This window comes from Rhizobium sp. IBUN, from assembly GCF_000510625.1.
GTDB classification, from domain to species: Bacteria; Pseudomonadota; Alphaproteobacteria; order Rhizobiales; family Rhizobiaceae; genus Rhizobium; species Rhizobium altiplani.
In genome coordinates, this window is the sequence record NZ_AZNV01000017.1 from 63799 (window position 1) to 85477 (window position 21679).

The window sequence follows — 21679 nt, forward strand, 5'->3', positions numbered from 1 at the left end:
CAAATCCGGCCTAATGCCGCAGACACATGCCGCTCGCGGCTTGTCAGGAAGGTGCTCTGCGCGTATCAGCGAAACGGGAAAATTCAGGGAGGCTTTCTGTGAGCGGGCGTTTTTTATCGATCGGTGAATGCATGGTGGAGCTTTCGCAGGCAGGCGCCGGATTGCTACGCAAGGGCTTTGCCGGCGATACGCTGAACACCGCCTGGTATGCCCGCGCCTGCCTGCCGGCAGATTGGTCGGTGGAGTATTTTACCGCGCTCGGCGACGAAGCCATGTCCGATGAGATGATCGCCTTCTACAAGCAGGCTGGCATCGGCACGGAATTTATCAGGCGCATCAAGGGTAAGGCGCCCGGTCTCTACATGATCAGCCTCAAGGACGGCGAGCGCTCCTTCAGCTACTGGCGCGACAACTCGGCCGCCCGCCAGCTGGCAGCCGATGCGGAGCTCCTGCGCGAGGCGATCGAGGCATGCGACGTCATCTATTTCTCCGGCATCACACTTGCGATCCTGTCTCGCAATGACGCCGATACGTTGCTCGCCGAAGTCCGTCGCGCCAAGGCCGCCGGCAAGATCGTGGCCTTCGACCCCAATATCCGCCCGCGGCTTTGGTCCGGCTATGACGTGATGCATGCGACGATCAGCGAAGGTGCGCGCGCCTCGTCCCTGGTGCTGCCGAGTTTTGACGACGAAGCAACGCACTTCGGCGACGTCTCGATCGCTGCGACGATCCAGCGGTATCGCACGCTTGGCGCGACCGATGTGGTCGTTAAGAACGGCGCAGAGGGAGCGACCTTGAGCTTCGACGGCGTGGAGAGCTTCGTCCCAGCCGAAAAGGTCGAACAGGTCGTCGACACGACCAGCGCCGGCGACAGTTTCAACGGCGCATTTCTCGCCCACTATCTCGAAACGAAGGACGCCCCTGCTGCAGCGGCGTTTGCCGCGAAGGTCGCCGCACGCGTGGTTAGCGAACACGGCGCCCTCATCGCATGGGAAAAGCTCGGCATCGACAAGACCTGAGCAACATCGAACGATCGGCGCAGTGCGACTGTAATATTTCCATCATCGACGACCGCCAGAATGTGAGGCGCGGGAATCGAGTCTCCGGGTCAGCCGGGAATTGGGCCGGCGCCCCCGCGGGCGCGGCATGGATGGGATTGGGGCGTGCTGCAACATATGTCGGATGTTGGAGGCAACGAAGGCCGGTATGCATCTCGGCCGGGCATGGCGGAACGGCTGGTGATTGTCAGCGATGCCTGGCATCCGCAGGTCAACGGCGTCGTCCGTTCGATCGAGAACACCAATCGCGAACTGGCGAAGATGGGCATTGACGTGGCGATGGTGACGCCGCAGGGCTTTCACAGCGTGCCCTGCCCCACGTATCCCGAAATTCGTCTCTCGATAGCGAGCTACCGCCGCGTCGCGCGCGAGATCAAGAAACACATGCCCTCCTACGTTCATATCGCGACGGAGGGCCCGTTGGGACTGACGGCGCGGCGCTGGTGCCTGAAGAATCGCATGCCTTTCTCCACCAGCTACCACACCCGCTTTCCGGAATACGTTTCGGCTCGCCTGCCCATACCGAAGAGCTGGCTTTACGCCTTCGTTCGCTGGTTTCACAACTCGGGCGCCGGTTGCATGGTCGCGACCCCAAGCCTTGCGCGCGAACTCTCCGAAAAGGGCATTCGAAACCTCATGCCGTGGAGCCGCGGCATTGATGCCGATCATTTCCGCCCCATGCCCCCGGAAGATGCGCCGTTCAGCCTTACCCGCCCGATCTTCATGACAGTCGGCCGCGTTGCCCTGGAAAAGAACCTGCCGGCCTTCCTCGATCTCGACCTGCCCGGATCGAAGGTCGTCGTCGGTGACGGGCCGGCCCGCACGGAACTCGAGAAACGCTATCCCGATGTGCATTTCACCGGCCTAAAAGTCGGCGAGGAGCTGGCAAAGGCCTATGCCCAGGCCGATGTCTTCGTCTTCCCGTCGCTGACGGATACGTTCGGCAATACGATCCTCGAGGCCCTCGCGTCAGGCGTTCCCGTGGCCGCCTACCCTGTCACCGGCCCGTTCGACATCATCGGAGACGACAACGAAGTCGGAGCACTCGACGACGACCTGAAAACGGCCTGCCTGACGGCATTGTCTGCTTCCCGCGAGAAAGCACGCGAACTCGCGCTTCAATATTCCTGGGAAGCGGCAACCACGCAGTTCATCAACAACATCCGCGCTGCCAACGGTGTCATTACGCCGAAATGGAAAAAGGCCTGGCAATTTGCCGCCAAGTCGCTGCCAAGAACGAAAAAGCCCGGCGAAGCCGCCGGGCCTGTCTCTTCGGGAACCTGAAGGCGTTACTTGCTGAGCGCCTCGCGCAGCGTCTGGCTGGCGACCGAGACCGCGCTGCGCACTGCCGGTGTCTCGGCAATGGCGTTCAGAAGCACGAAGTCATGGATCGTACCGTTGTAGCGGATGGAGGTTACCTTGACGCCGGCTTGCGTCAGCTTGCGGCCATAGGCCTCGCCTTCGTCGCGCAGCACGTCGTTCTCATCGGTAATAATCAATGCCGGCGGCAAGCCCTTCAGTTGGTCGAGCGATGCCTGGAGCGGCGAAGCGGTCGGCTCCTTGCGCTTGGCTTCGTCAGGCAGATAGGCGTTCCAAAACCACTTCATGGCCTCCTTGGTCAGCCAGGGACCATTGGCGAACTGGTTGTAGGAGCCGGTCTCGAAGTTGGCGTCGGTCACGGGATAGAACATGACCTGCTGATCGATTGCGGGACCGCCCCGTTCCTTGGCTAGAAGGGTCACTGCTGCCGTCATGTTGCCACCGACGCTATCGCCGGCCACTGCCAGGCGGCTCGCATCGACGTTGAATTCCTTCTGATGCTCAGCGACGTATTTCGTAGCGGCATAGGCCTGCTCGATCGCGATCGGATAGCGTGCCTCAGGCGAGCGCTCATAATCAACGAAGACGACGGCGGCCTTGGCGCCGTTGGCGATCTCGCGAACGAGGCGGTCATGCGTCTCGGCATCGCCGAGAACCCAGCCGCCACCGTGGAAATACATCACGACGGGCAACTTGCCCTTCGCGCCTTCCGGACGGACGACGCGCAGCTTGATGCTGCCGGTCGGACCAGCCTTGATCGTGAGGTTCTCTTCCTTGGCGGCGAGTTTCTTGACAGCGCCCTTCTGCGCTCCGGCAAGTACGTCGCGGGCGTCGGACGGAGACAGCGTGTAGATCGGCTTGGCGCCGGCCAGCGCGTCGATGAACTTCTGCGTCGTCGGTTCCAATACCGGATCGGCAGCGGCGCCGAATGTGGTGGCTGCCAGGATCGTGGCTGCGGAGAGTGCGGTCTTGATGGTCGACATTGTCCAGTCCTCTTGGTTGCGGTTCGTCGTGAACACGCAATTTGTTTATCGCACGATCGTTTATCGCACGATAAATATTCCGGCATAGCTCCTATGCAACAAACTTGATTGCGATTATTTATTGCGCGATATAATTAGATCAATTTCGGAGAACACGACATGAGCGACGATCTCAACCTCGACGATTTTATGTGCTTCGCCCTCTACACCGCGAACCTCGCGATGAACCGCGTCTACAAGCCGATGCTTGACGCACTGGATCTCACATACCCGCAATATCTGGTAATGGTCACTCTCTGGAAGGAAGACAGACAGACTGTCGGCGGCATCGGCGAGAAGCTGCATCTCGAGTCGAGCACCCTTACCCCCCTCCTCAAACGCCTGGAAGCGACCGGCTACATCAAGCGGCAGCGCGGCAAGGAGGACGAGCGTGTCGTCATTATTGGCCTGACTGAGGAAGGCCGCGAACTCAGGAAGCGTGCGGCATCCATTCCCGGCTGCATTCTGGATGCATCGGGCCGGGAATTTGCAGAACTGAAGCGGCTGGCGGCAGATGTCATCACACTACGCGATACGCTGTCGCGTTATGAGACGTAAGATTGCTCGCTTGATCAGCTCCGTCTTTTCTTCGATTCGTACGGATTTTCGGGCGAGCGGTAGTGAATGCGGATCGGCACGCTCGGCATGTCGAAATCGTTGCGCAAGCCATTGATCAGATAACGCGTATAGGATTCCGGCAACGCGTCCGAGCGCGTGCAGGAGATCATGAAGGCCGGCGGGCGAGCCTTCACCTGCGTCATATACTTGAGCTTGATACGGCGACCGGAGACTGCCGGTGGCGGATGCTGAACCTGCTGCTGCTCCAGCCAACGGTTGAGGCGAGCGGTCGAGATGCGCTTGTTCCAGACCTTGTCCGTATCGATGATCGACTGCATCAGCTTGTCGAGCCCGCGACCCGTCTGGCCGGAGATCGGTACGGCGCGGATTCCTCGCGCCTGCGGCAGCAGCCGGTCGGTCTTTTCGCGCAGGTCCGCGAGAACCGCCTGCGGCTCCTCGATCATGTCCCACTTGTTGAAGGCGAGCACGGCAGCCCGGCCCTCGCGCAGCACGAGATCGACGATGTGCAGATCCTGTTTCTCGAAGGGGATCGTCGCGTCAAAGACGATGACGACAAGTTCGGCGAAGCGGATGGCGCGGAGCGTATCTGCAACCGAAAGCTTTTCCAGCTTCTCGATCACCTTGGCCTTGCGGCGCATGCCTGCCGTGTCGAACATCTTGATGGTGCGGCCGCGCCAGTCCCATTCAACCGAGATGGAGTCGCGTGTGATTCCGGCTTCCGGTCCGGTCAGCAACCGGTCCTCACCCAGGAAGCGGTTGATCAGGGTCGACTTGCCGGCATTCGGGCGGCCGACGATCGCCACACGCAGCGGCTTGGTGTCGTCGTATACGGGTTCTTCCTCTTCCTCGCCTTCCTCGCCGGACGACTGAGGGATATCGACGTCGGTGACGGCGACATCTTCCTTCGGCGGAAACGCCCGGTCTTCGCCAAGCGCTGCAACGATCGCATCCCTGAGATCGAGCATCCCCTGCCCGTGCTCCGCCGAGATCGGAGTCGGCTCGCCAAGGCCGAGCGAATAAGCGTCGTAAAACCCAGCGTCCGAGCCGCGAGCTTCCGACTTGTTGGCCACGAGCACGACCGGCTTGCCGCGACGACGCAGCATTTCCGCGAGCGCCGTGTCGACAGGCGTCAGGCCCGTCTTGGCATCGACGACGAACAGAGAAAGGTCGGCTTCATCGATCGCCGCTTCGGTCTGGGCGCGCATGCGGCCCTGCAGGCTCTCTTCATGGGCCTCTTCAAGACCGGCGGTATCAACGATGGTGAAACGCAGGTCGACGAGCCGCGCCTCGCCGGGGCGACGGTCGCGGGTGACACCCGGCGTGTCGTCGACAAGCGCCAGCTTCTTCCCAACCAGGCGGTTGAAAAGCGTCGACTTGCCAACATTCGGGCGACCGACAATGGCGACCGTGAAGCTCATTGATATTCCTTACTTTCAGCCCTGTGCGGCGGGCGCCTTGCCGGATGCGGTGATGTTATCAAGCATCATCTGGGCGCGATTGGCAACATTGCGCGGGCTCTGCGCGTCGTCAGCGATCGCCTGGAACCACTGGCGTGCCTGCGGCATGTTGCCAGCCTTGTAGGCAGCAAGGCCGAGTGCTTCGCGGGCGGAGTGACGGAAGGCGTTGCCGGGAACAGCCATTTCCTCAACCTGGGCCGAGACCTGTTCGTAGGTGCCACCTTCGATCAGCAGCCAGCCGGCGCGCATTCTGGCGGCATCGCGCACAGCTGCCGGCGCGGCGTTATCCTTGCCGATCACCTCAAAGGCCGCCACAGCACCCGCCGTATCGCCCTTCTGGGCGAGAACGCTTGCGGCACGCATCCGCGCGAGGATCGGATAGGCTCCGTGGCCTTCCTTTTCGAGCGTCTCAAGCGCTGCCAGCGCCTCGTCGTGCTTGTTCTCGTCGGCGAGTTTCATGGCAGCGATAAACTTGTCACCCGCGCCGGAGGACTGGTTGTCGTCCCAATATTCATAGACCTTGTAGCCGACGGTGCCGAGAACGATCAGGACGGCGAGCGCGATCAGGTAGCGGCCGAACCGGCGCCATGCGCCTTTCACCTGGTCGGAACGCAGTTCCTCATTAACTTCACGAATGAAGCTGTCGTCGTTGAATGCCATTCTCGTCTCCGGCCGCGGATATGCTTCGGCATGCGGGTTGCACGCACATTGTGGCGCCTTCTACCCCATTTTTCAGCAGTTGTAAGGGGGATTGGAAAGATTCGTCACATAACGATCGGAGCCACGCCAATCAATAGCTCGTGCAGATTGAACGTGATGAGCGCCCAGGCGATCGCGCCGATGATGACGGCATAGAGATCATACTTGCCCGAGACGAACGGACGAAGGGTGAGCTCGCCGGCGCGCTCACGACGCTTCAGCGCAATCCGCAGGATCACACCCCATGCCAGGAAAGCACCAAACAGCAGTACCGAAGAGGTCTCGCCATTGGCCAGCAGGTGCGAGAAGGCCCAGATCTTCACCGAAAGCACCATCGGATGCTTCGCCTTGACGGCGATATACCCCGCCGGCAGCAGCGAGGCGACCAGACAGATCATTGCGAGCAGCATCAGGGTCAGGGTGATGTGCGCCATCCAGACCGGCGGCGTGTAGAGCAAGCCGGTCACCTGACGGGCCTGACCAAAGCCGTAAATCAGCAGGATCAGCGCGAGAATGCTGACGATGGAATACGCCAGCTTCCAGCCGTTCTCGCCGAGACTATCGATCATGGACTGTCGAAAGCCGGGCGCGATGACGCGTATGAGATGAAGTCCGAGGAAAATGATGATGCCGACGATAAGCAATGTCATGGCGATCTCCTGTGCGTTTTCCGAGACTTAGCCGGAGCCGCGCAAAAACGCCAGCGTCACCGCAGCTTCGCCGCATTTCTGTAACAGGAAAGCCGCAAACAAATTCTCGCGGTGTCCATGTTTCGTTCTTTTTTCCAGGCCTCCCTCGCCCTCTCTTTGTTTATTCCAGGCACAGCGGGCGCTGTCGACCAGCCGAAACAGCTGGTGATGATCTCGTTCGACGGTGCGCACGACAATGCGCTCTGGCAGAAAAGCCGTGAGATGGCCGCCAAGAACGGCGCCCGCTTCACCTACTTCCTCTCCTGCACCTTCCTGATGAACCAGGCGACCAAGAAGGCCTATCAGGCGCCGCACCAGAAGCTTGGCAAATCCAATGTCGGCTTTGCCCAGGGCGACGACGAGATTCGCGAGCGGCTCGGCAACATCTGGCACGCCCACCTCGAGGGGCACGACATCTCGAGCCACGCCTGCGGCCACTTCGATGGACGGCAGTGGAGCGAGGCAGATTGGGGCAAGGAGTTCGCCACCTTCCACGCCACCTTGAAGAATGCCTGGAAGAGCGTCGACCTCGAAGAACCCAAGGGCTGGCAGGATCTGGTCGACCATGGCATCCACGGCTTCCGCGCGCCCTATCTCTCGGCAACGCCGGGCGCCGATATGATCGCCGCGGAAAGGAAGGCCGGTTTCACCTATGACGCCAGCCTGGTGACCAAGGGGCCGACCCTGCCGGTCGAGGAAAACGGCATCATCCGCTTCGGCCTGCCACTGATCCCCGAGGGCCCGCGCGAAAAACCGATCATCGGCATGGACTACAACCTCTTCGTTCGCCACTCCAACGGCGAGGAAGACAAGGCCGATTCGAAGGCATTCGAAGACCGCTCCTATGCCGCCTTCAAGGAAGCCTTCGACAAGCAGTATTCAGGCAGCCGCATCCCGCTGCAGCTGGGCTTTCACTTCGTCGAGATGAACGGCGGCGCCTATTGGCGCGCGCTCGACCGGCTGGTCAGCGATGTCTGCCGTCGCGCGGACGTAGCCTGCGTCAGCTATTCGGAGGCGATCCCGATGATCGAAGCGCGGGGTAAGCTGCAGGACCAGACGCAAACATCGGGTCTTTAAGCAGGCATTGCCATCCCTTCCGCCTTTTGCCGGCGCGGCCATCTGGTCCGTTTGCAATTAGCGCTTACGCGACTACCTTCTGTCCTACGCCACCCTCCTCGTAGTGGCGGAGAGAAGACGACCGGGAGCTAGTCATGTGCCGGAATATCAAACCCCTCTTCAATTTCGATCCGCCAGCAACGGACGAGGAGATCCATGATGCGGCGCTTCAGTTCGTGCGGAAGCTGAGCGGAACGACCAAACCATCGAAACGCAATGAGGCGGCGTTCGAACGTGCGGTCAATTCGATCGCGAAATGCGCCCACGAGTTGCTTGATTCACTGGAGACTTCCCAGCCTCCTCGTGACCGTGAAGAAGTGGCCGCAAAGGCTCGCGCGAGAACAGCGATGCGGTTCGCCTAAGAGGGCCTCACAGCCGACGACTCTAGCCGTCGGCGTGAACGATGCCAGCCTCGCGCTCCAGATAGCGTTGGTCGATATCCGGCAGCGGCTCACCTTCGATCGCGGATTCGAAGGTGCGAAGGCGCTTGTAGATCGACAACAGCTCGACGATGGTCGTCCAGGAATTGACGAGATACTGGAACGAGCCGCGCACCTGGTCGAAGACGTTGTTGATCTGCGTCATCAAGCCGAGCGTCAGCTTGCCGGCGACGATCGACGGCACGAGGACGATCAGGCTGAAGAGGTTATCCGCCTGCAGATAGAAGATGCGGGCGACGTTGAAATACATGTAGTGGAAATAGAGCCGGAAATAGTTGCGGCGCACATTGGCGAAAAGCTCGGCGACAGTCGGCGGCGTCGCGCGGTCGGCATGGTCTTCGCCGTAGACGAGTTCCTTGCGGTAAGAGGCTTCGACGCGCTGGTTGCGGAACTCGAGGCCCGGCAGCTTGATGCCGACCAATCCGAGGAAGACTGTTCCGAAGATCGACCAGAAGATTGCGGCCCAGACGAGCGCGTGCGGCACCTCGCCGATCAGCGGCAACTCGGTGATATTAGCGCCGATCTTGAATAGCACCGGCAGAAAGGCGATCAGCGTCATGACCGAGCTGACGAGGCTGACGCCAAGGCTTTCGACCGTGGAGGAAAAGCGCATCGTGTCTTCCTGGACACGCTGCGAGGCGCCCTCGATGTGCCTGAGCTTCGGCCAGTGTGCCATGTAGTATTCGTTCATCGCCGTGCGCCAGCGGAAGATCCAATGGCTGACGAAGAAGAGGTTGAGCACGCCGACGGTGATCGCCACGAAGGCGATGCCGGCAAAGCCCAACATGCCGAGGTAGAGTTGCATTGCGGTCACCGGCGCCGTCTTTGCGAGCGCCTGCTGGATCAGGTCATAGAACGGTCCATACCACGCATTGATGGCGACGCTCACCTGAACCGAAAAGTAGGTGTTGAAGATGATCAGTGCCGAGCCGAGCACCGACCACATCTGCCAGCGATGCGGGCTGTAGGTAAACCAGAAGGCGGCGAAGAGCGCCACGGCCAAAGCATAATAGATGTAGAACCACAGGAACGGAGCCGACCAGAAGACCGAAACACCGATTGGAGCCTCCGCCCCTGGAGCCAGCGGCGGGAGGCCGATCACCGAGCCGAGGCCGGAACCCACGAAATACCAAAAGAGAACGGCCAGAAGTGCCCAAGCAACAGCTGAGATGAAGAAAAGCCTGGGCCTGGGGAAATACGATACGAACACGGGAGAGCTTGCTTTCCTGAACTGGAGTCTTCGGTGTCTCTAAACAGACAGATTGCGGCGAAAACTACGGCAGTTCGCAAAGAGCGGCAATGGCCTCACCCCATTGTTACGCACTTGTAACGCGCTATGACAGCTTTTTGGCGACCGGCATCACCAGCATTGCGCACACCAGCAGCGCCGCCGCGGCAGCGTAAGTCGGCGTCGTAAAGCTGCCGGTTCGCTCTGCCATCCAGCCAGCAACAATGGGGCCCACAATCTGCCCGACTCCGAATGCTGCCGTCATCGTCGCCAATATCCGGCGCGGGCTGGCCGGCGAAAGTTTACGGCCGATCTGCAGGCCATAGGCGGTGATCGCGAGGAAGGTCGCTCCAAACAACGCTCCCCCAATCAGCGGCGCAACAGAGTGCGGCAGTAGAACAGTCGCCAACACACCGACCGCCTCGATAAGCAGCGCCGCCACGTAGACCCAGCCCAATCCTAGCGGACGGACGAACGGCTTCCATGCAAAAAGCGCGACCGAAGCTGTCAGGCCGGCGATGAACCAGCAGAGAAACTCAACCATCGGCCCGGCGGCATCCATGCGCGCGATCGTCACCAGAAATGTGCCTGTAATCACATAGCCGAACCCGAACAGGCCATAGGACGCCGTGACAAGCAGCATCGGCAGGCTCCAAGCGATCCGCGGTTCCTTGCCGGTCTGTGCCGCGGCAGCCGGGCCCGACGGCAGCAGCCACCAGACTGCCAGCAGGCTGAGAGCCGAATAGATCGCGCCTCCAACCCAGGACGCCCGCCAGGCGTCGCTGCTTCCATCAAAGAACAACCCGACCAGCAGCACCATCACCGATGAAAGCGCGATGCCGGCACCCGGGCCGCCGAAATGGGCTGCCTGCACATGGTCGTTACCGGCCATGGCTCCGTGGCTAAGTACGATCTGCGAACTGAATACGAGAGCAAAGGCACTCGCAACACCCGCCAGGAAGCGGATGACTGCAAAGACCATGACGGATGTCGTCGTGGCCATGGCAGCAAGAAGCAATGCTGTCGCCGCTAGCGCAAGGAGTGCGACCTTGCGCTCACATCCTGTTGCCCACCCGTAGGCGGCGAGAACAGCGCCCACCAGATAGCCGACGAAGTTCGCAGAGGCGATGAAGCCGGCATCGGCAGCCGAGAGCGGCACGCCGCTGATCATGCTCGGCAGGATCGGCGTGTAGGAAAAGCGTCCAAAGCCCATCGCGGCGGCCATGGCGATGGCGCCTGCAAGGCCAGTTCGAAACAAGTTTTCGGGGAAAGTTTCATTGCGTGCCAACATGGCGTGTTTATCGCGCTGCAGCACGGCGCCGACAATCAAGAATTTCTGATCGATTGATCAATCTCACGAAATCATAAAGCCAGCCCTTGAAAGCGACCATCTTACGATATATGTTTTACGACATAGTGAAAGATATATCTAAGGAGTGACCTATGAGAGGTTTTAGAGGCGGAATGATGGGTGGTGGCGGTTTTCGCATGGGGCGGAAATTCGCATCAGGCGACCTGCAACTGGTGATCCTGGCCCTGCTGGTGGAGCAGCCCCGCCACGGCTACGAGTTGATCAAGCTCTTGGAAGAGCGTTCGGGCGGCTTCTATGTTCCAAGCCCCGGCGTAATCTATCCGGCGCTAACCTACCTGGAAGAAACCGGCCTTGCCGACGTGGAGAGCGAAGGCACCAAGAAGCTCTACCGCATCACGCAGAGCGGCCGCAGGCTCGTCGAGGAGAACCAGTCGATGATCGACATGACGCTCGGAAAGCTGGAGAAAATCGGCGCGAAGATGGCGCATGTGCGCAAGATTTTCGACCCAGAAAGCCGCAATGGCGATCGGGACGAGGACGCATTTCCGGAAGACAAAAGCGAAGTCGCAGCTGCACGAATGCTGCTGAAATCGGCCCTCCGGCTCCGCTTTCCCTGGTCGAAGGACGAGGCCAAGCGCATCGCCGGCATTCTGGAGCGCGCGGCCGGCGAAATTCTTGCCGGCGGACGTTCGGGCGAGTGAGGCCTCAGGCGCCGCCTTCCGGCAGCGTCAGGATCAGCGGGCCATTTCGCGTGGCGACGACCGTGTGCTCGTATTGCACGGTCGGGGCCTCCGGGTCCGCGTAGAGCGTCCAGGCGTCGTCGCCGCCTTCCGCCCATGTTGCGCCGAGCGAGAGGAACGGCTCGACCGTGAAGACGAGGCCTTCCGTGATCATTCGCTTCTCGGACGGATCCGGCCAGGTCGAGAGCTCGGCCGGCTCCTCGTGCAGCGAACGGCCGATCCCGTGGCTCGCCAGATTGGCAACAAGCGTATAGCGATTCTTCAGGGCGAAGGCGCCGACAGCCTGCCCGATCTTGGCGAGCGGCTCGCCGGGTTTCACCTGGTTAAGCCCAACCCACAGCGCCCTTTTGCCGTCGCGGCAGAGCTTTTCGATCTTGGACCTGTGCGGCGGAACACTGAACGACGCGCCGGTGTCGGAAAAGAATCCGTCCTTCTCCGCTGAGACATCGATATTGACCAGATCCCCCGGGCGAATGACGCGCGGGCCTGGAATGCCGTGGGCGATTTCCTCATTGACGCTGATGCAGGTCGCACCGGGAAACTGGTAGCAAAGTTCGGGCGCAGAACGCGCACCGGCATCTTCCAACACTTTGCGGCCGATCTGATCGAGCTCCAGGGTCGTGATACCCGGTTCAAGCGATGCGCTCATCACTTGCAGGGCATTGGCGCAGATTCGCCCGATTTCCTTTAGCTTGAGGAGTTCGTCTTCGCTTTCAATGATCATGAATGTCTACCCGGCCTTCTTCGGCCGGTCGGCCGGCTCTCGATCACGATGAGAGCACGACGGCGTTCAGAATCCAATTCATCCTTTACGGCATCATGCTCCAGCTTCAGGCGGTGGCTTTCGCCTCTTCGTCGCTTTCAGTCAATGCCTTTCTGACGAGCGGCGCGACTTTCGTGCCGTAGAGTTCGATCCCGCGCATGATCTGGTCGTGGGGCATCAAGCCGATCGCCATCTGCAGCAGGAAACGGTCGTTCTTGAACAACCGATGGTGCGCGATGATCTTCTCCGCGACCAATTCCGGATCGCCCACGAAGAGCGCGCCGCTAGGTCCGCGGGACATGTCGAAATGCGCCCTGTTCGTCGGCCCCCAGCCGCGCTCGCGGCCAATTCGGTTCATGACCTCGGCCTGCGGGCCGTAGAACTGATCGGCAGCAGCGTCCGTCGTATCGGCGATGAAGCCGTGCACGTTGATGCTGGTCTTGAGCTTCGATGCCTCCTGCCCGGCTCGGCGAGCCGCCTCGCGATAGAGGTCGAACAGCGGCGCGAAACGGCGCAGCTCGCCGCCGATGATCGCCAGTGCCACTGGCAAGCCCATCGCGCCCGCGCGCGCAACCGATTGCGGCGTGCCACCAACGGCGATCCACAAGGGCAAGGGGTCCTGCAGCGGCCGCGGGTAAACGCCACGCCCATTGATCGGCGCACGCAATTCACCCGACCAGGTGACCACTTCCTCGTCGCGGAGGGCCATCAGCAGGTCGAGCCTTTCCTCGAACAGTTGGTCGTAGTCCTCGAGATTGTAGCCGAACAGCGGGAAGGACTCGATGAACGAGCCTCGTCCGGCCATGATCTCGGCACGCCCGTTCGAAAGCAGGTCGAGTGTTGCGAACTGCTGGAAGACCCGAACCGGATCGTCTGAACTCAGCACGGTCACTGCGCTGGTCAGCCTGATGTTCTTCGTTTTCATCGCAGCGGCCGCGAGAGCGACTGCCGGAGCCGAGGCCGCATAATCGGGCCGGTGGTGCTCGCCCAATCCGAATACGTCGAGCCCCACGTGGTCCGCGAGTTCGATTTCATCGATCAGATGCTTCAGCCGCTCGGCCCCTTCCTCACCCTTGCTTCGGCTCGGGTTCGGGTTCACGTCGGCAAAGGTGTAGAGGCCCAGTTCCATCGCTCGCATCCCGTTGTATCTACTGATGGAGATAAGGACTGAGCGGCCTCAGGGCAAACATAAATTCTGGAACCGATCGTTCGAAAAATATCGATAAGCAGTACCGCCGCGACCTGGGATCGCGGCGGAACTTTGATTCTGAAATCAACGGTTTCAGCGCCTGAATGGAATCATTTTCCGAACGGCTTCGTATCTGAGATAAAGGCCACCCCATGCAATGAGCCCGAGATAGCCGCCGAACAGCAGATGGGAAAAGACCGGGCTCCCGACACGCAGATGCGTCGCTATCGCGCCTCCGAGCAGACCGGTGAGTAGGATTGCGCCGAGCACCGACGTCCGCGGAATTGCATAGAGCAGCGCGCACAACAGCGTCAGGGAACCGAGGCCGCGAGCAAGCATCGGGTCGCCCGAATAACCGAGCGCCGTCATAGTCTCCGTGACCGGCACGATCGGCACCAGCTTGATCGCGCCGTCGAACACCAGGAAGGCCACGATCAGCCCGCTCATGACAGTGCCGGTGACGGTCTGCCAGCGCGGAAGCCCGGCAGTTGAATCAACAATTGCAGACATGCCTCTATCCCCCTGTTTCGATTCTAGTCTCAGATCCTGGGCAGCAGCTCGGCGAGCTGGTCGGCGCATTTGCCCCAGCCTTCGTGGAAGCCCATCTGCTCGTGCTGTTCCTTGTCGGCCGCAGTCCAGTGCCGCGCCTTCGCGGTATATTTCGTCCGGCCGTTTCCGAGGTCTTCGAGCAGGATGATGCCGACGAAGAACGGCTTTTCGGATGGCACCCAGGCGCTGGTGAACGCATCGGTGAAGACGATCTTCTCGTTTTCGACGATCTCCAGATAGACACCGCGGTTCGGAAATTCCTGGCCCTCGGGGCTGCGCATGACGATGAGGTTCGAGCCGCCCGGCCGTGCATCGACTTTCACATCAGCAAGGGTCCAGGGACGTGGTACGAACCATTCCTTCATCAGGACAGGATCGGTCCAGGCCTTGAAGATCTTCTCGCGCGGAGCGTCGAATTCCCGGACGAGAACCAGTTCGTGTTGGGCTTCTGCGGTCATCTCGGCATTCCTCCTATTGAGTGAAACCTGTTTTCGATCAGGTTGTTACAAGGACGTGGGAGGTTTTCCGGTTCCGACAACCCGGCGCAATTATTTCTGGAATTATTTGGCGATCGGCTGCGCGGCCCCATGGGCGAGGCTGTCGATCTGCTGGCGGATATGCGCGGCTTCCGCTGCCGAATGAGCAAGTGCTATGGCGCGATCGAAGGCCTCGTGCGCCTCGCGGGCACGACCGATCTGCTTCAGCAGACCGCCACGCAGGCCGTGATAGTAGAAGTAGCCATCGAGCTTCTCGCCAAGCGTTTCGACGAGTGCCAGCGCCACGTCCGGCCCTTTGAGTTTGGAGACGGCGACGGCGCGGTTGAGCGTAATGACCGGCGACGGTTGAACACGCTCCAGCGCGCGATAAAGCAGCTCGATCTCTTCCCAGTCCGTATCCTCGGCGCGCCTGGCCCGCGAATGCAGGGCAGCGATCGCCGCCTGCAGCTGGTAAGGCCCCGGTTGGCGATGGCGGATCGCCTTGTCGAGCAGCGCCAGCGCCTCGTTGATCAGCTCGCGGTTCCACAGCGAACGATCCTGATCCTCGAGCAGCACGATATCGTCCTCACCGTTGAAACGGGCCTGGCGCCGCGAGATCTGCAGGAGCATCAATGCGAGCAGACCCATCAGTTCAGGCTCGCCGGGGAAGATGCGCAGCAGGAGCCGCGCGAGCCGGATCGCCTCGTCGCTGAACGCACAGGCGTCGTGCTTCGGATCCGCCTGGCTGTAGCCCTCGTTAAAGATCAGGTAGATCATTGTGCTGACGATCGAGAGCCGCTCGGCCCGCTCCTGCGCGTCCGGCGTCTCGAAGGGTACACCGGCCTTGGCAACGCGAGCCTTGGCCCGCGTGATCCGCTGCTCCATCGCGCTTTCGCCAACAAGAAAGGCACGCGCGATCTGCTGTACTGACAGGCCCGAGACGATGCGCAGCGCCAATGCGATCTGTTGCGTCGCCGGCAGATCCGGGTGGCAGCAGATGAAGAGCAGCCGCAGGATATCGTCGCGATAGTTGGAATCATCAAGCCGTTCGGCAATATCGCTCTCAGCATCGCTGGTATCGGAGATCAGTTCTTCATCAGGAAGTGCCTGCGTCTTCGAACGCTTGCGCACGGCGTCGATGCCACTGTTGCGGCCGACGAAGATCAGCCATGCCGTCGGATCGCGCGGCGGCCCCTTGTCCGGCCAGGTACGGATGGCGCGCAAACAGGCCTCCTGGAAGGCCTCCTCCGCGATATCGAGATCGCGGAAGTATCTGAGCAGCGCACCAAGCGCTTTCGGTCGGGCCGAAGCAAGCGTCACGTCGATCCAGGCAATGTCTGTCATGCCGAAGAAACTCCCGGTCGGAACACGTAGAACGGCCGAATTTCGTAAGAGGTAGAACCCGGGTTGACCGTGGAGAGCTCCTTGGAAAACGCAACGGCTTCCTCCAGAGTGTCGAAATCAACCACGTAAAAACCGAGGAGTGCTTCCTTCGTTTCCGCGAAGGGGCCATCGAGAACGAGCGGTTCCTCCTTGCCCTTGCGCACGGTGGTCGCCGCTGTCGTCGGCATCAGCCGGCCGACAGGACCAAGCTTGCCGCGCTCGGCCAAAGGTGCCTGAACCGCATAAAGCTTCGCCATCACGGCGTCTTCCTCCTCCTTGGTCCAGGAGAACACCGTTTCTTCATTGGCGTAACAAAGGATTGCATAAAGCATGTCTTACTCCTCTTCCTGAATGACGAAGGAGTAGCGTGACATCCGACAGAACGCAGCAAAAAATTGCAGCGCGCAAAAGGAGATGCCGCCGCCCTGACGGCAGGGGCCGGCGTGCCGAATGCGGCAAACGGACGACGTCTGCGGTCGCAGCCTTTCTTGCTAAAACGGTCGGGCCTGACGAGCGCCAGCTATCTCCTCTCCATCTAGTCAGCCTGATCCGACGTTGATGGCCTCCTGCACGGCCAGCTCGGCCATCGCTAACGCGGCCTCGCGTGTCTTGGCTGCAGCGACGAATCGGCCGTTGTGGCAGAAGGTTGCGCCATCGACGCCGCAAACGGCCTCCAGATCGTGATTGGTCAGGCCGGCCCAGGCAGCAGGCAGATCCGCACGAAGTTCGAACCCCTCGTCCCCGCGGCGAATGCCGGTGACGCACCAATCCCTTTCTCGCGGATGAACGACAAAGAGCAGGTGATCGGCGCCCGCCTTGACGATCGCGGGACGGAAAGGCATTCCCATCGGAAGTTCGAGCACGCGCCCCTGCCCCGTACGCTCTATCGCCTGAAGCACGAGCGTCTCTGCCCGCAGTTTGGCGGCGCTTTGAGCGATCTTCGCCTCGACGAAACTGCGGGCGATGGCAACGGCATCCTGAAATCTGCGATCATCGGCATTCGCGTCCGTTTCGTCGAACACCGGCTTCAAGGTTTCCAGCAAGGTCGGTAGCGTCAGCCCGGCCAGCGGTCCGGACGGGCTGAGCGCACCATTGTCAGTCAGATCGACCGGCAGCACGAAGGAGAGGTCGAACGAGGCATGCAAGGCCGCGACGTGAGCCTCTGGAATGCCGGTGACAACAAGATAGTCGTGGCCGTAGTGCTTCCAGACCAGGCCGAACGAACTGTAGGGCTGCCCATCGTCACGCAGCGGTGCGCCACGCTGATGGTGGTCGAAGATACGCTGAGAGGCATCATACGCGCCGCCGACGTCATAGATGATGCGGTCGGCGCCCGGCTTGATCCACTCCGGCGCCCTGCTGCGGATCACTCGAGCCTGCGGGAAGAGCCGGGTGAGGATGACGCTCGACAGCACCTCATCCGCATGGAAGCCACCGGAATGAGTGACGAGGAACTCTGGAGTCATGCAGGATGCGCCCTTGTTGGTTTGCGGAAGCCGCTTGCGGTCGGCAGCTCATAGCCTTTGCTGGCGGTCATCTCAACCCGTCAGTGCCCGTCGTGCCCGCTTCAGTTCCGGCTATAGGGCCTAGACTAGGCGGCATGCTCAATCGAAACTGCAACCCCACGCCCCAGCGAATTGGCGACCATGCAGACCTCCTTCGCCCGTTCGATCACACGTTCGGCGCCGTCGCCATCCTGCTTTTCGCAGAGAACGGTCATCTTGGCCGATTTGGCGAGCAGCGGGCTCCCCTCGAGCTCCAGGACTACCGAGACCGCAATCCTGCCAAGCAAGACGCCCATCTCTTCGGCGACATAGCGCAGGTCGTTGCAGAAGCACCCGCCGAGCGCCAGCGCCAAAAGCTGTGCGCCGTTGAAGCCGAGCCCCTGCCCACCGGCCTTCCCCTCCGGACGATCGACAATGATGGTGTGCGGACCGGCCCACCCCATCGCCGCTTGCGTACCCTCGACATTCCGCAGCTCCACCGTGACCGCAACCATGCCAACTCCTCCGTGACTGAAACAGGCAAGTCCGAACACGCCGCAGTTTCGCGCGACCTGACGGGAAACTCGGTGCATATTATCCTCATCGATCCGACGGGAGACAAGGACATGACGCCTTCACCGTATTTGAATGACCCCAAGGTCTACATCGATACCGACACCTTCATTGACCTCGTCAGCAAAAAGACACGGTGCCTGATCTGCTGCGAACCCCTCGACAGTAAAGTGGTCAACCGGGAACACGTCCTGCCCAAGTGGATCCTGCGGAAGTACGACCTCTACGACAAGGAGGTCAGCCTGCCGCACGAATACCATGGTCGCCGATACGGTCGCCACACGATCCCCTGCTGCAAGGACTGCAATTCGATGCTCGGAAGAAAGCTTGAACAACCGGTGCGGCGATTAATGGAAGGCGGACACTCGAAACTTCTGCGCCATCTCGACGGTGACACACAACGCCTGCTGTTTGCCTGGCTTTCCTGGATCTTCCTGAAGTTCCTGATCAAGGACGGCGCCATCCCGATCAACCCCGATCACCGCGTGGAAGCGGTGATGCAAGACAAGAACACCGACTGGGCGACGCTGCATCACATTCATTGCCTCGCCAGATCCCCCTACACCGGCGCGCATATCGCGCCAGAGGTGTTGGGCTCGATCGTCATCCTCGCGATTGACGACGATCGCTATCGTGAGGACTTCGACTTCGTCACCGTGCACGAAACGCAAACCATCATGATCCGTCTCGGCGATCTCGCCATCATCGCCAACCTGAGCGACAGTGGCCGCTCGATGGACATCATGCACCGGTTTGTTCTGCCCACAAGACAGGAGAGGTTTACGATCCTGCAGGCGCTTGAAATCTGCGCCGACATGTCGGCAACGACAACGCGGATCAAAGGCAAGCCAGTCTATTCCACGCGCATCGAACAGGCCACGGGCCGCCCCTCGATCCACGCGGACCTACCCGTCTACGAGGCCAACCCTGTCGATCCAGGCACGCGTGCCGCAATATTCGAACTCGTTTACCGAGAGCATCTGCCACACCTGAAGATAGCGGGCAGCGACATGTCCGCCCTGCAAGCCATCAAGGAGAACCGTTTGACTTTTCTCGAGCATCGCATGAGCCGAGCCGCTGGCGAGATCGAGGAATAGCCGACCTACCTGCACCCTCAGCGAACGGGACCACGCTCGTCAGACGTCGGCAAGCGTGCGTTTGATGGCACTCCGCCATCCCTTCAGCTTCGCCGCACGCGTCTTCTCGTCCAAGCTTGGTTCGAAACGGCGGTCGCGTTTCCAACTCTTGGCAAACCCAACGCGGTCCGGCCAGACACCGGCCTTGCTGCCGGCAAGCCAGGCAGCGCCAAGCGCCGTGGTTTCGAGGATGACCGGCCGATCGACAGGCGCGTCGAGAATGTCCGCAAGCCGCTGCATCGTCCAGTCGGAGGCAACCATGCCGCCATCGACACGAAGGACGGTGCTCTCCACGCCGCCCTTCCAATCCTTGTGCATGGCATCGAGCAGATCGCGGGACTGGTAGCAGACCGCCTCGAGCGCGGCCCGAGCGAATTCCTTCGGCCCACTGTTGCGCGTCAGGCCAAAGATCGCCCCACGGGCGTTGGCATCCCAATGCGGCGCGCCGAGGCCGGTGAAGGCGGGAACCAGGTAGACCTCTTGCGTCGGATCCGCGGCATCGGCCAGCTCGCCGGTGCGCGAGGCGGTATCGATGATGCCAAGCCCGTCGCGAAGCCACTGCACCGCGGCTCCCGCGATGAAGATCGAGCCTTCGAGCGCGTAGGTGGTCTCGCCATTCAGCCGATAGCCGATCGTCGTCAACAGCCGGTTCTTCGAGCGAACCATGTCGCTGCCGGTGTTGAGCAGAGCGAAGCAGCCGGTGCCGTAGGTCGACTTCATCATGCCCGGCTCGAAGCAGGCCTGCCCGATGGTCGCGGCATGCTGATCCCCGGCGACGCCGAGGATCGGGATCTCCGCTCCGATGATTGCTTTCTCGGTCGTGCCGAAATCGTCGGCGCAGTCCTTTACCTCGGGCAGCATGGCTACCGGAACGCGCAGGATGTCGAGGAGATCCCTGTCCCACGTGTTGTCGGCAATGTTGTACATCAGCGTGCGAGAGGCGTTCGTCGCATCGGTCGCGAACACCTTGCCGCCGGTCAACCGCCAGATCAGGAACGTATCGACGGTGCCGAAGCACAATTCGCCCTTGGCGGCGCGTGCCCGTGCGCCCTTGACGTTCGCGAGCAGCCACGAAAGCTTGGTGCCGGAGAAATACGGATCGAGGAGAAGGCCGGTTTTCTTCGTAAAAGTCTTTTCGAGATCCTGTCTCTTCAGCTTGTCGCAATAGCTTGCGGTGCGGCGATCCTGCCAGACGATCGCGTTGTGGATCGGCTTGCCGCTCTCGCGTTCCCAGACCACAACCGTCTCGCGCTGGTTGGTAATGCCAAGCGCCGCAATGTCCTTTGCCGTGATCCTGGCCTCACGGATCGCCATCTTGATCGTCGAGATGACGGAATCCCAGATTTCCTCTGGATCGTGCTCGACCCAACCGGATCGCGGATAGATCTGGCGGAACTCCTTCTGGCCCGCACCGGCGATCTTCATCTCGCCGTCGAAGACGATCGCCCGTGTCGACGTCGTCCCCTGATCGATTGCCAGAACATACCCGCTCATGCCAGCCCTCCCGCTGATCGTGATTGTCGGGAGAAATCAATAGGACAGGAGGGCGATTGAGGAAAGAACCCGCCATCGCTTCGACACAGGAGTTTTGCCTTGACCGCAATTGCCAGCAGAGATGCTTTGCGCATAACCTCAGCTCTATTGCGTCGCAAAACACCCTGAGGAGAAGCGCATGGCCAGAACAGTCGTCGTCACCGGATCCACCAGCGGCATCGGGCTTGCGATCGCGACAGCCTTTGCCGGCAAGGGCGACAACGTCGTCATCAACGGCTTCGGAAAGCCCGAGGAAATCAAGGCGATAGTCGAGACGCTTGAATCAGTCTCGGAGGCAAAGGCGATCTACCATCCGGCAGACATGACAAAGCCGACCGAAATCGCGGATCTGATCGAAACGGCCGCCAAGACCTTCGGCAGTGTGGATGTGCTGGTCAACAACGCCGGCATTCAGCATGTCGAGAAGATCGAAGACTTCCCGATCGAAAAGTGGGACCAGATCATAGCCATCAATTTGTCCAGCTCGTTTCACACGATGCGGGCGGCGATTCCGTTGATGAAGGCAAAGAAGCTAGGCCGCGTCATCAACATCGCCTCCGCGCACGGGTTGGTCGCCTCACCCTTCAAATCCGCCTATGTCGCTGCAAAGCATGGTATATTGGGCCTGACGAAGACCGCCGCGCTCGAACTTGCCGAATTCGGCATAACCGTGAACGCGATTTGCCCAGGCTACGTGCTGACGCCCCTCGTCGAGAAGCAGATCCCGGATACGGCCAAGGCGCGCGGCATCACCGAGGAACAGGTCAAGACCGAGGTGATCCTAAAGGCGCAACCAACGCATGAATTCGTCAAGGCCGAAGAGATTGGCGCGCTCGCTCTCTACCTCGCAAGCGACGAGGCTCGGCAAGTGACCGGGACCCACATCTCGATTGACGGAGGCTGGACCGCGGCATAACCATTCAAAACAAAGAT

At 60.8% G+C, this 21679-nt stretch carries 22 protein-coding genes and 1 pseudogene; 8 read left to right on the forward strand and 15 right to left on the reverse strand.

Going from position 1 to position 21679, the window contains the following annotated elements:
* Positions 1 to 98: 98 nt before the first annotated feature.
* Together RHIBUN_RS0116940 and RHIBUN_RS0116945 are read left to right on the forward strand one after the other, a co-directional pair.
* Complete coding sequence (locus RHIBUN_RS0116940) at positions 99 to 1019, forward strand: sugar kinase (RefSeq protein ID WP_025660429.1); 921 nt, start codon at positions 99 to 101, stop codon at positions 1017 to 1019.
* Positions 1020 to 1229: 210 nt separating this feature from the next.
* A pseudogene (locus RHIBUN_RS0116945) lies at positions 1230 to 2342 on the forward strand (glycosyltransferase family 1 protein); the annotation flags it as partial.
* 5 nt (positions 2343 to 2347) lie between these two features.
* Here the strand turns inward: RHIBUN_RS0116945 and RHIBUN_RS0116950 are convergent.
* Complete coding sequence (locus tag RHIBUN_RS0116950) at positions 2348 to 3361, reverse strand: alpha/beta hydrolase (RefSeq protein WP_025660431.1); 1014 nt, start codon at positions 3359 to 3361, stop codon at positions 2348 to 2350.
* Positions 3362 to 3520: 159 nt separating this feature from the next.
* Between RHIBUN_RS0116950 and RHIBUN_RS0116960 the strand changes: the two genes are divergently transcribed.
* The gene (locus RHIBUN_RS0116960; protein ID WP_025660432.1) at positions 3521 to 3958 is read left to right on the forward strand and encodes a MarR family transcriptional regulator; all 438 of its coding nucleotides are present in this window, start codon (positions 3521 to 3523) and stop codon (positions 3956 to 3958) included.
* A gap of 14 nt (positions 3959 to 3972) precedes the next feature.
* Here the strand turns inward: RHIBUN_RS0116960 and der are convergent, their stop codons facing one another.
* The 3 genes from der to RHIBUN_RS0116975 form a co-directional block, all read right to left on the reverse strand.
* Positions 3973 to 5397 (reverse strand): ribosome biogenesis GTPase Der, encoded by a 1425-nt coding sequence (der, locus tag RHIBUN_RS0116965; RefSeq protein ID WP_018857555.1) that lies wholly within the window; start codon positions 5395 to 5397, stop codon positions 3973 to 3975.
* A gap of 15 nt (positions 5398 to 5412) precedes the next feature.
* The gene (locus RHIBUN_RS0116970) at positions 5413 to 6096 is read right to left on the reverse strand and encodes a tetratricopeptide repeat protein (protein ID WP_018857554.1); all 684 of its coding nucleotides are present in this window, start codon (positions 6094 to 6096) and stop codon (positions 5413 to 5415) included.
* Positions 6097 to 6200: 104 nt separating this feature from the next.
* Positions 6201 to 6785, reverse strand: a complete 585-nt coding sequence (locus RHIBUN_RS0116975) for an NnrU family protein (protein WP_025660433.1) — start codon at positions 6783 to 6785, stop codon at positions 6201 to 6203.
* A 117-nt stretch (positions 6786 to 6902) separates the two neighbouring features.
* On the opposite strand from RHIBUN_RS0116975, the gene RHIBUN_RS0116980 reads away from it, so the two are divergent.
* A complete protein-coding gene (locus RHIBUN_RS0116980; protein WP_025660434.1) occupies positions 6903 to 7901 on the forward strand; it encodes a polysaccharide deacetylase in 999 nt (332 codons plus the stop codon).
* Positions 7902 to 8035: 134 nt separating this feature from the next.
* A complete protein-coding gene (locus RHIBUN_RS0116985) occupies positions 8036 to 8302 on the forward strand; it encodes a DUF2277 domain-containing protein (RefSeq protein ID WP_018857551.1) in 267 nt (88 codons plus the stop codon).
* A gap of 22 nt (positions 8303 to 8324) precedes the next feature.
* Here RHIBUN_RS0116985 and sbmA read toward each other — a convergent pair whose 3' ends face one another.
* Both sbmA and RHIBUN_RS0116995 read right to left on the reverse strand, forming a co-directional pair.
* On the reverse strand, positions 8325 to 9590 hold the full coding sequence (gene sbmA / locus RHIBUN_RS0116990; protein WP_018857550.1) for a peptide antibiotic transporter SbmA: 1266 nt from the start codon (positions 9588 to 9590) through the stop codon (positions 8325 to 8327).
* A gap of 124 nt (positions 9591 to 9714) precedes the next feature.
* Positions 9715 to 10923: a YbfB/YjiJ family MFS transporter gene (locus tag RHIBUN_RS0116995; protein WP_025660435.1), complete on the reverse strand. Its 1209-nt coding sequence runs from the start codon at positions 10921 to 10923 to the stop codon at positions 9715 to 9717.
* 128 nt (positions 10924 to 11051) lie between these two features.
* Here RHIBUN_RS0116995 and RHIBUN_RS0117000 point away from each other — a divergent pair, with 128 nt between their 5' ends.
* Positions 11052 to 11621, forward strand: coding sequence for a PadR family transcriptional regulator (locus RHIBUN_RS0117000; RefSeq protein ID WP_025660436.1), 570 nt, complete (start codon positions 11052 to 11054; stop codon positions 11619 to 11621).
* A 4-nt stretch (positions 11622 to 11625) separates the two neighbouring features.
* On the opposite strand, the gene map is transcribed toward RHIBUN_RS0117000, so the two are convergent.
* The 8 genes from map to RHIBUN_RS0117040 form a co-directional block, all read right to left on the reverse strand.
* Positions 11626 to 12384, reverse strand: a complete 759-nt coding sequence (gene map / locus RHIBUN_RS0117005) for a type I methionyl aminopeptidase (RefSeq protein WP_018857547.1) — start codon at positions 12382 to 12384, stop codon at positions 11626 to 11628.
* A gap of 106 nt (positions 12385 to 12490) precedes the next feature.
* Positions 12491 to 13552, reverse strand: a complete 1062-nt coding sequence (locus tag RHIBUN_RS0117010) for an LLM class flavin-dependent oxidoreductase (RefSeq protein WP_025660437.1) — start codon at positions 13550 to 13552, stop codon at positions 12491 to 12493.
* Positions 13553 to 13705: 153 nt separating this feature from the next.
* Positions 13706 to 14122 (reverse strand): DoxX family protein, encoded by a 417-nt coding sequence (locus tag RHIBUN_RS0117015; protein WP_018857545.1) that lies wholly within the window; start codon positions 14120 to 14122, stop codon positions 13706 to 13708.
* A gap of 29 nt (positions 14123 to 14151) precedes the next feature.
* The gene (locus RHIBUN_RS0117020) at positions 14152 to 14619 is read right to left on the reverse strand and encodes an SRPBCC family protein (RefSeq protein ID WP_018857544.1); all 468 of its coding nucleotides are present in this window, start codon (positions 14617 to 14619) and stop codon (positions 14152 to 14154) included.
* A 102-nt stretch (positions 14620 to 14721) separates the two neighbouring features.
* Positions 14722 to 15981, reverse strand: coding sequence for an RNA polymerase sigma factor (locus RHIBUN_RS0117025; RefSeq protein WP_025660438.1), 1260 nt, complete (start codon positions 15979 to 15981; stop codon positions 14722 to 14724).
* Positions 15978 to 16352 carry a YciI family protein gene (locus RHIBUN_RS0117030; RefSeq protein WP_018857542.1) on the reverse strand — a complete coding sequence of 125 codons (375 nt, stop codon included), beginning with the start codon at positions 16350 to 16352 and terminating at the stop codon, positions 15978 to 15980. Before RHIBUN_RS0117030 ends, RHIBUN_RS0117025 begins: the two co-directional genes overlap by 4 nt.
* A 207-nt stretch (positions 16353 to 16559) precedes the next feature.
* Entirely contained in the window at positions 16560 to 17486 is a 927-nt protein-coding gene (locus tag RHIBUN_RS0117035) for an MYG1 family protein (RefSeq protein WP_025660439.1), read from the reverse strand.
* A gap of 125 nt (positions 17487 to 17611) precedes the next feature.
* The gene (locus tag RHIBUN_RS0117040) at positions 17612 to 18019 is read right to left on the reverse strand and encodes an OsmC family protein (RefSeq protein ID WP_018857540.1); all 408 of its coding nucleotides are present in this window, start codon (positions 18017 to 18019) and stop codon (positions 17612 to 17614) included.
* Between the two features lie 72 nt (positions 18020 to 18091).
* Between RHIBUN_RS0117040 and RHIBUN_RS0117045 the strand changes: the two genes are divergently transcribed.
* The gene (locus RHIBUN_RS0117045; protein ID WP_025660440.1) at positions 18092 to 19174 is read left to right on the forward strand and encodes a hypothetical protein; all 1083 of its coding nucleotides are present in this window, start codon (positions 18092 to 18094) and stop codon (positions 19172 to 19174) included.
* Between the two features lie 39 nt (positions 19175 to 19213).
* Here RHIBUN_RS0117045 and glpK read toward each other — a convergent pair whose 3' ends face one another.
* Positions 19214 to 20707: a glycerol kinase GlpK gene (glpK, locus tag RHIBUN_RS0117050; RefSeq protein ID WP_025660441.1), complete on the reverse strand. Its 1494-nt coding sequence runs from the start codon at positions 20705 to 20707 to the stop codon at positions 19214 to 19216.
* Between the two features lie 178 nt (positions 20708 to 20885).
* Here glpK and RHIBUN_RS0117055 point away from each other — a divergent pair, with 178 nt between their 5' ends.
* Positions 20886 to 21662 carry a 3-hydroxybutyrate dehydrogenase gene (locus RHIBUN_RS0117055; protein WP_025660442.1) on the forward strand — a complete coding sequence of 259 codons (777 nt, stop codon included), beginning with the start codon at positions 20886 to 20888 and terminating at the stop codon, positions 21660 to 21662.
* Positions 21663 to 21679 lie beyond the last annotated feature (17 nt).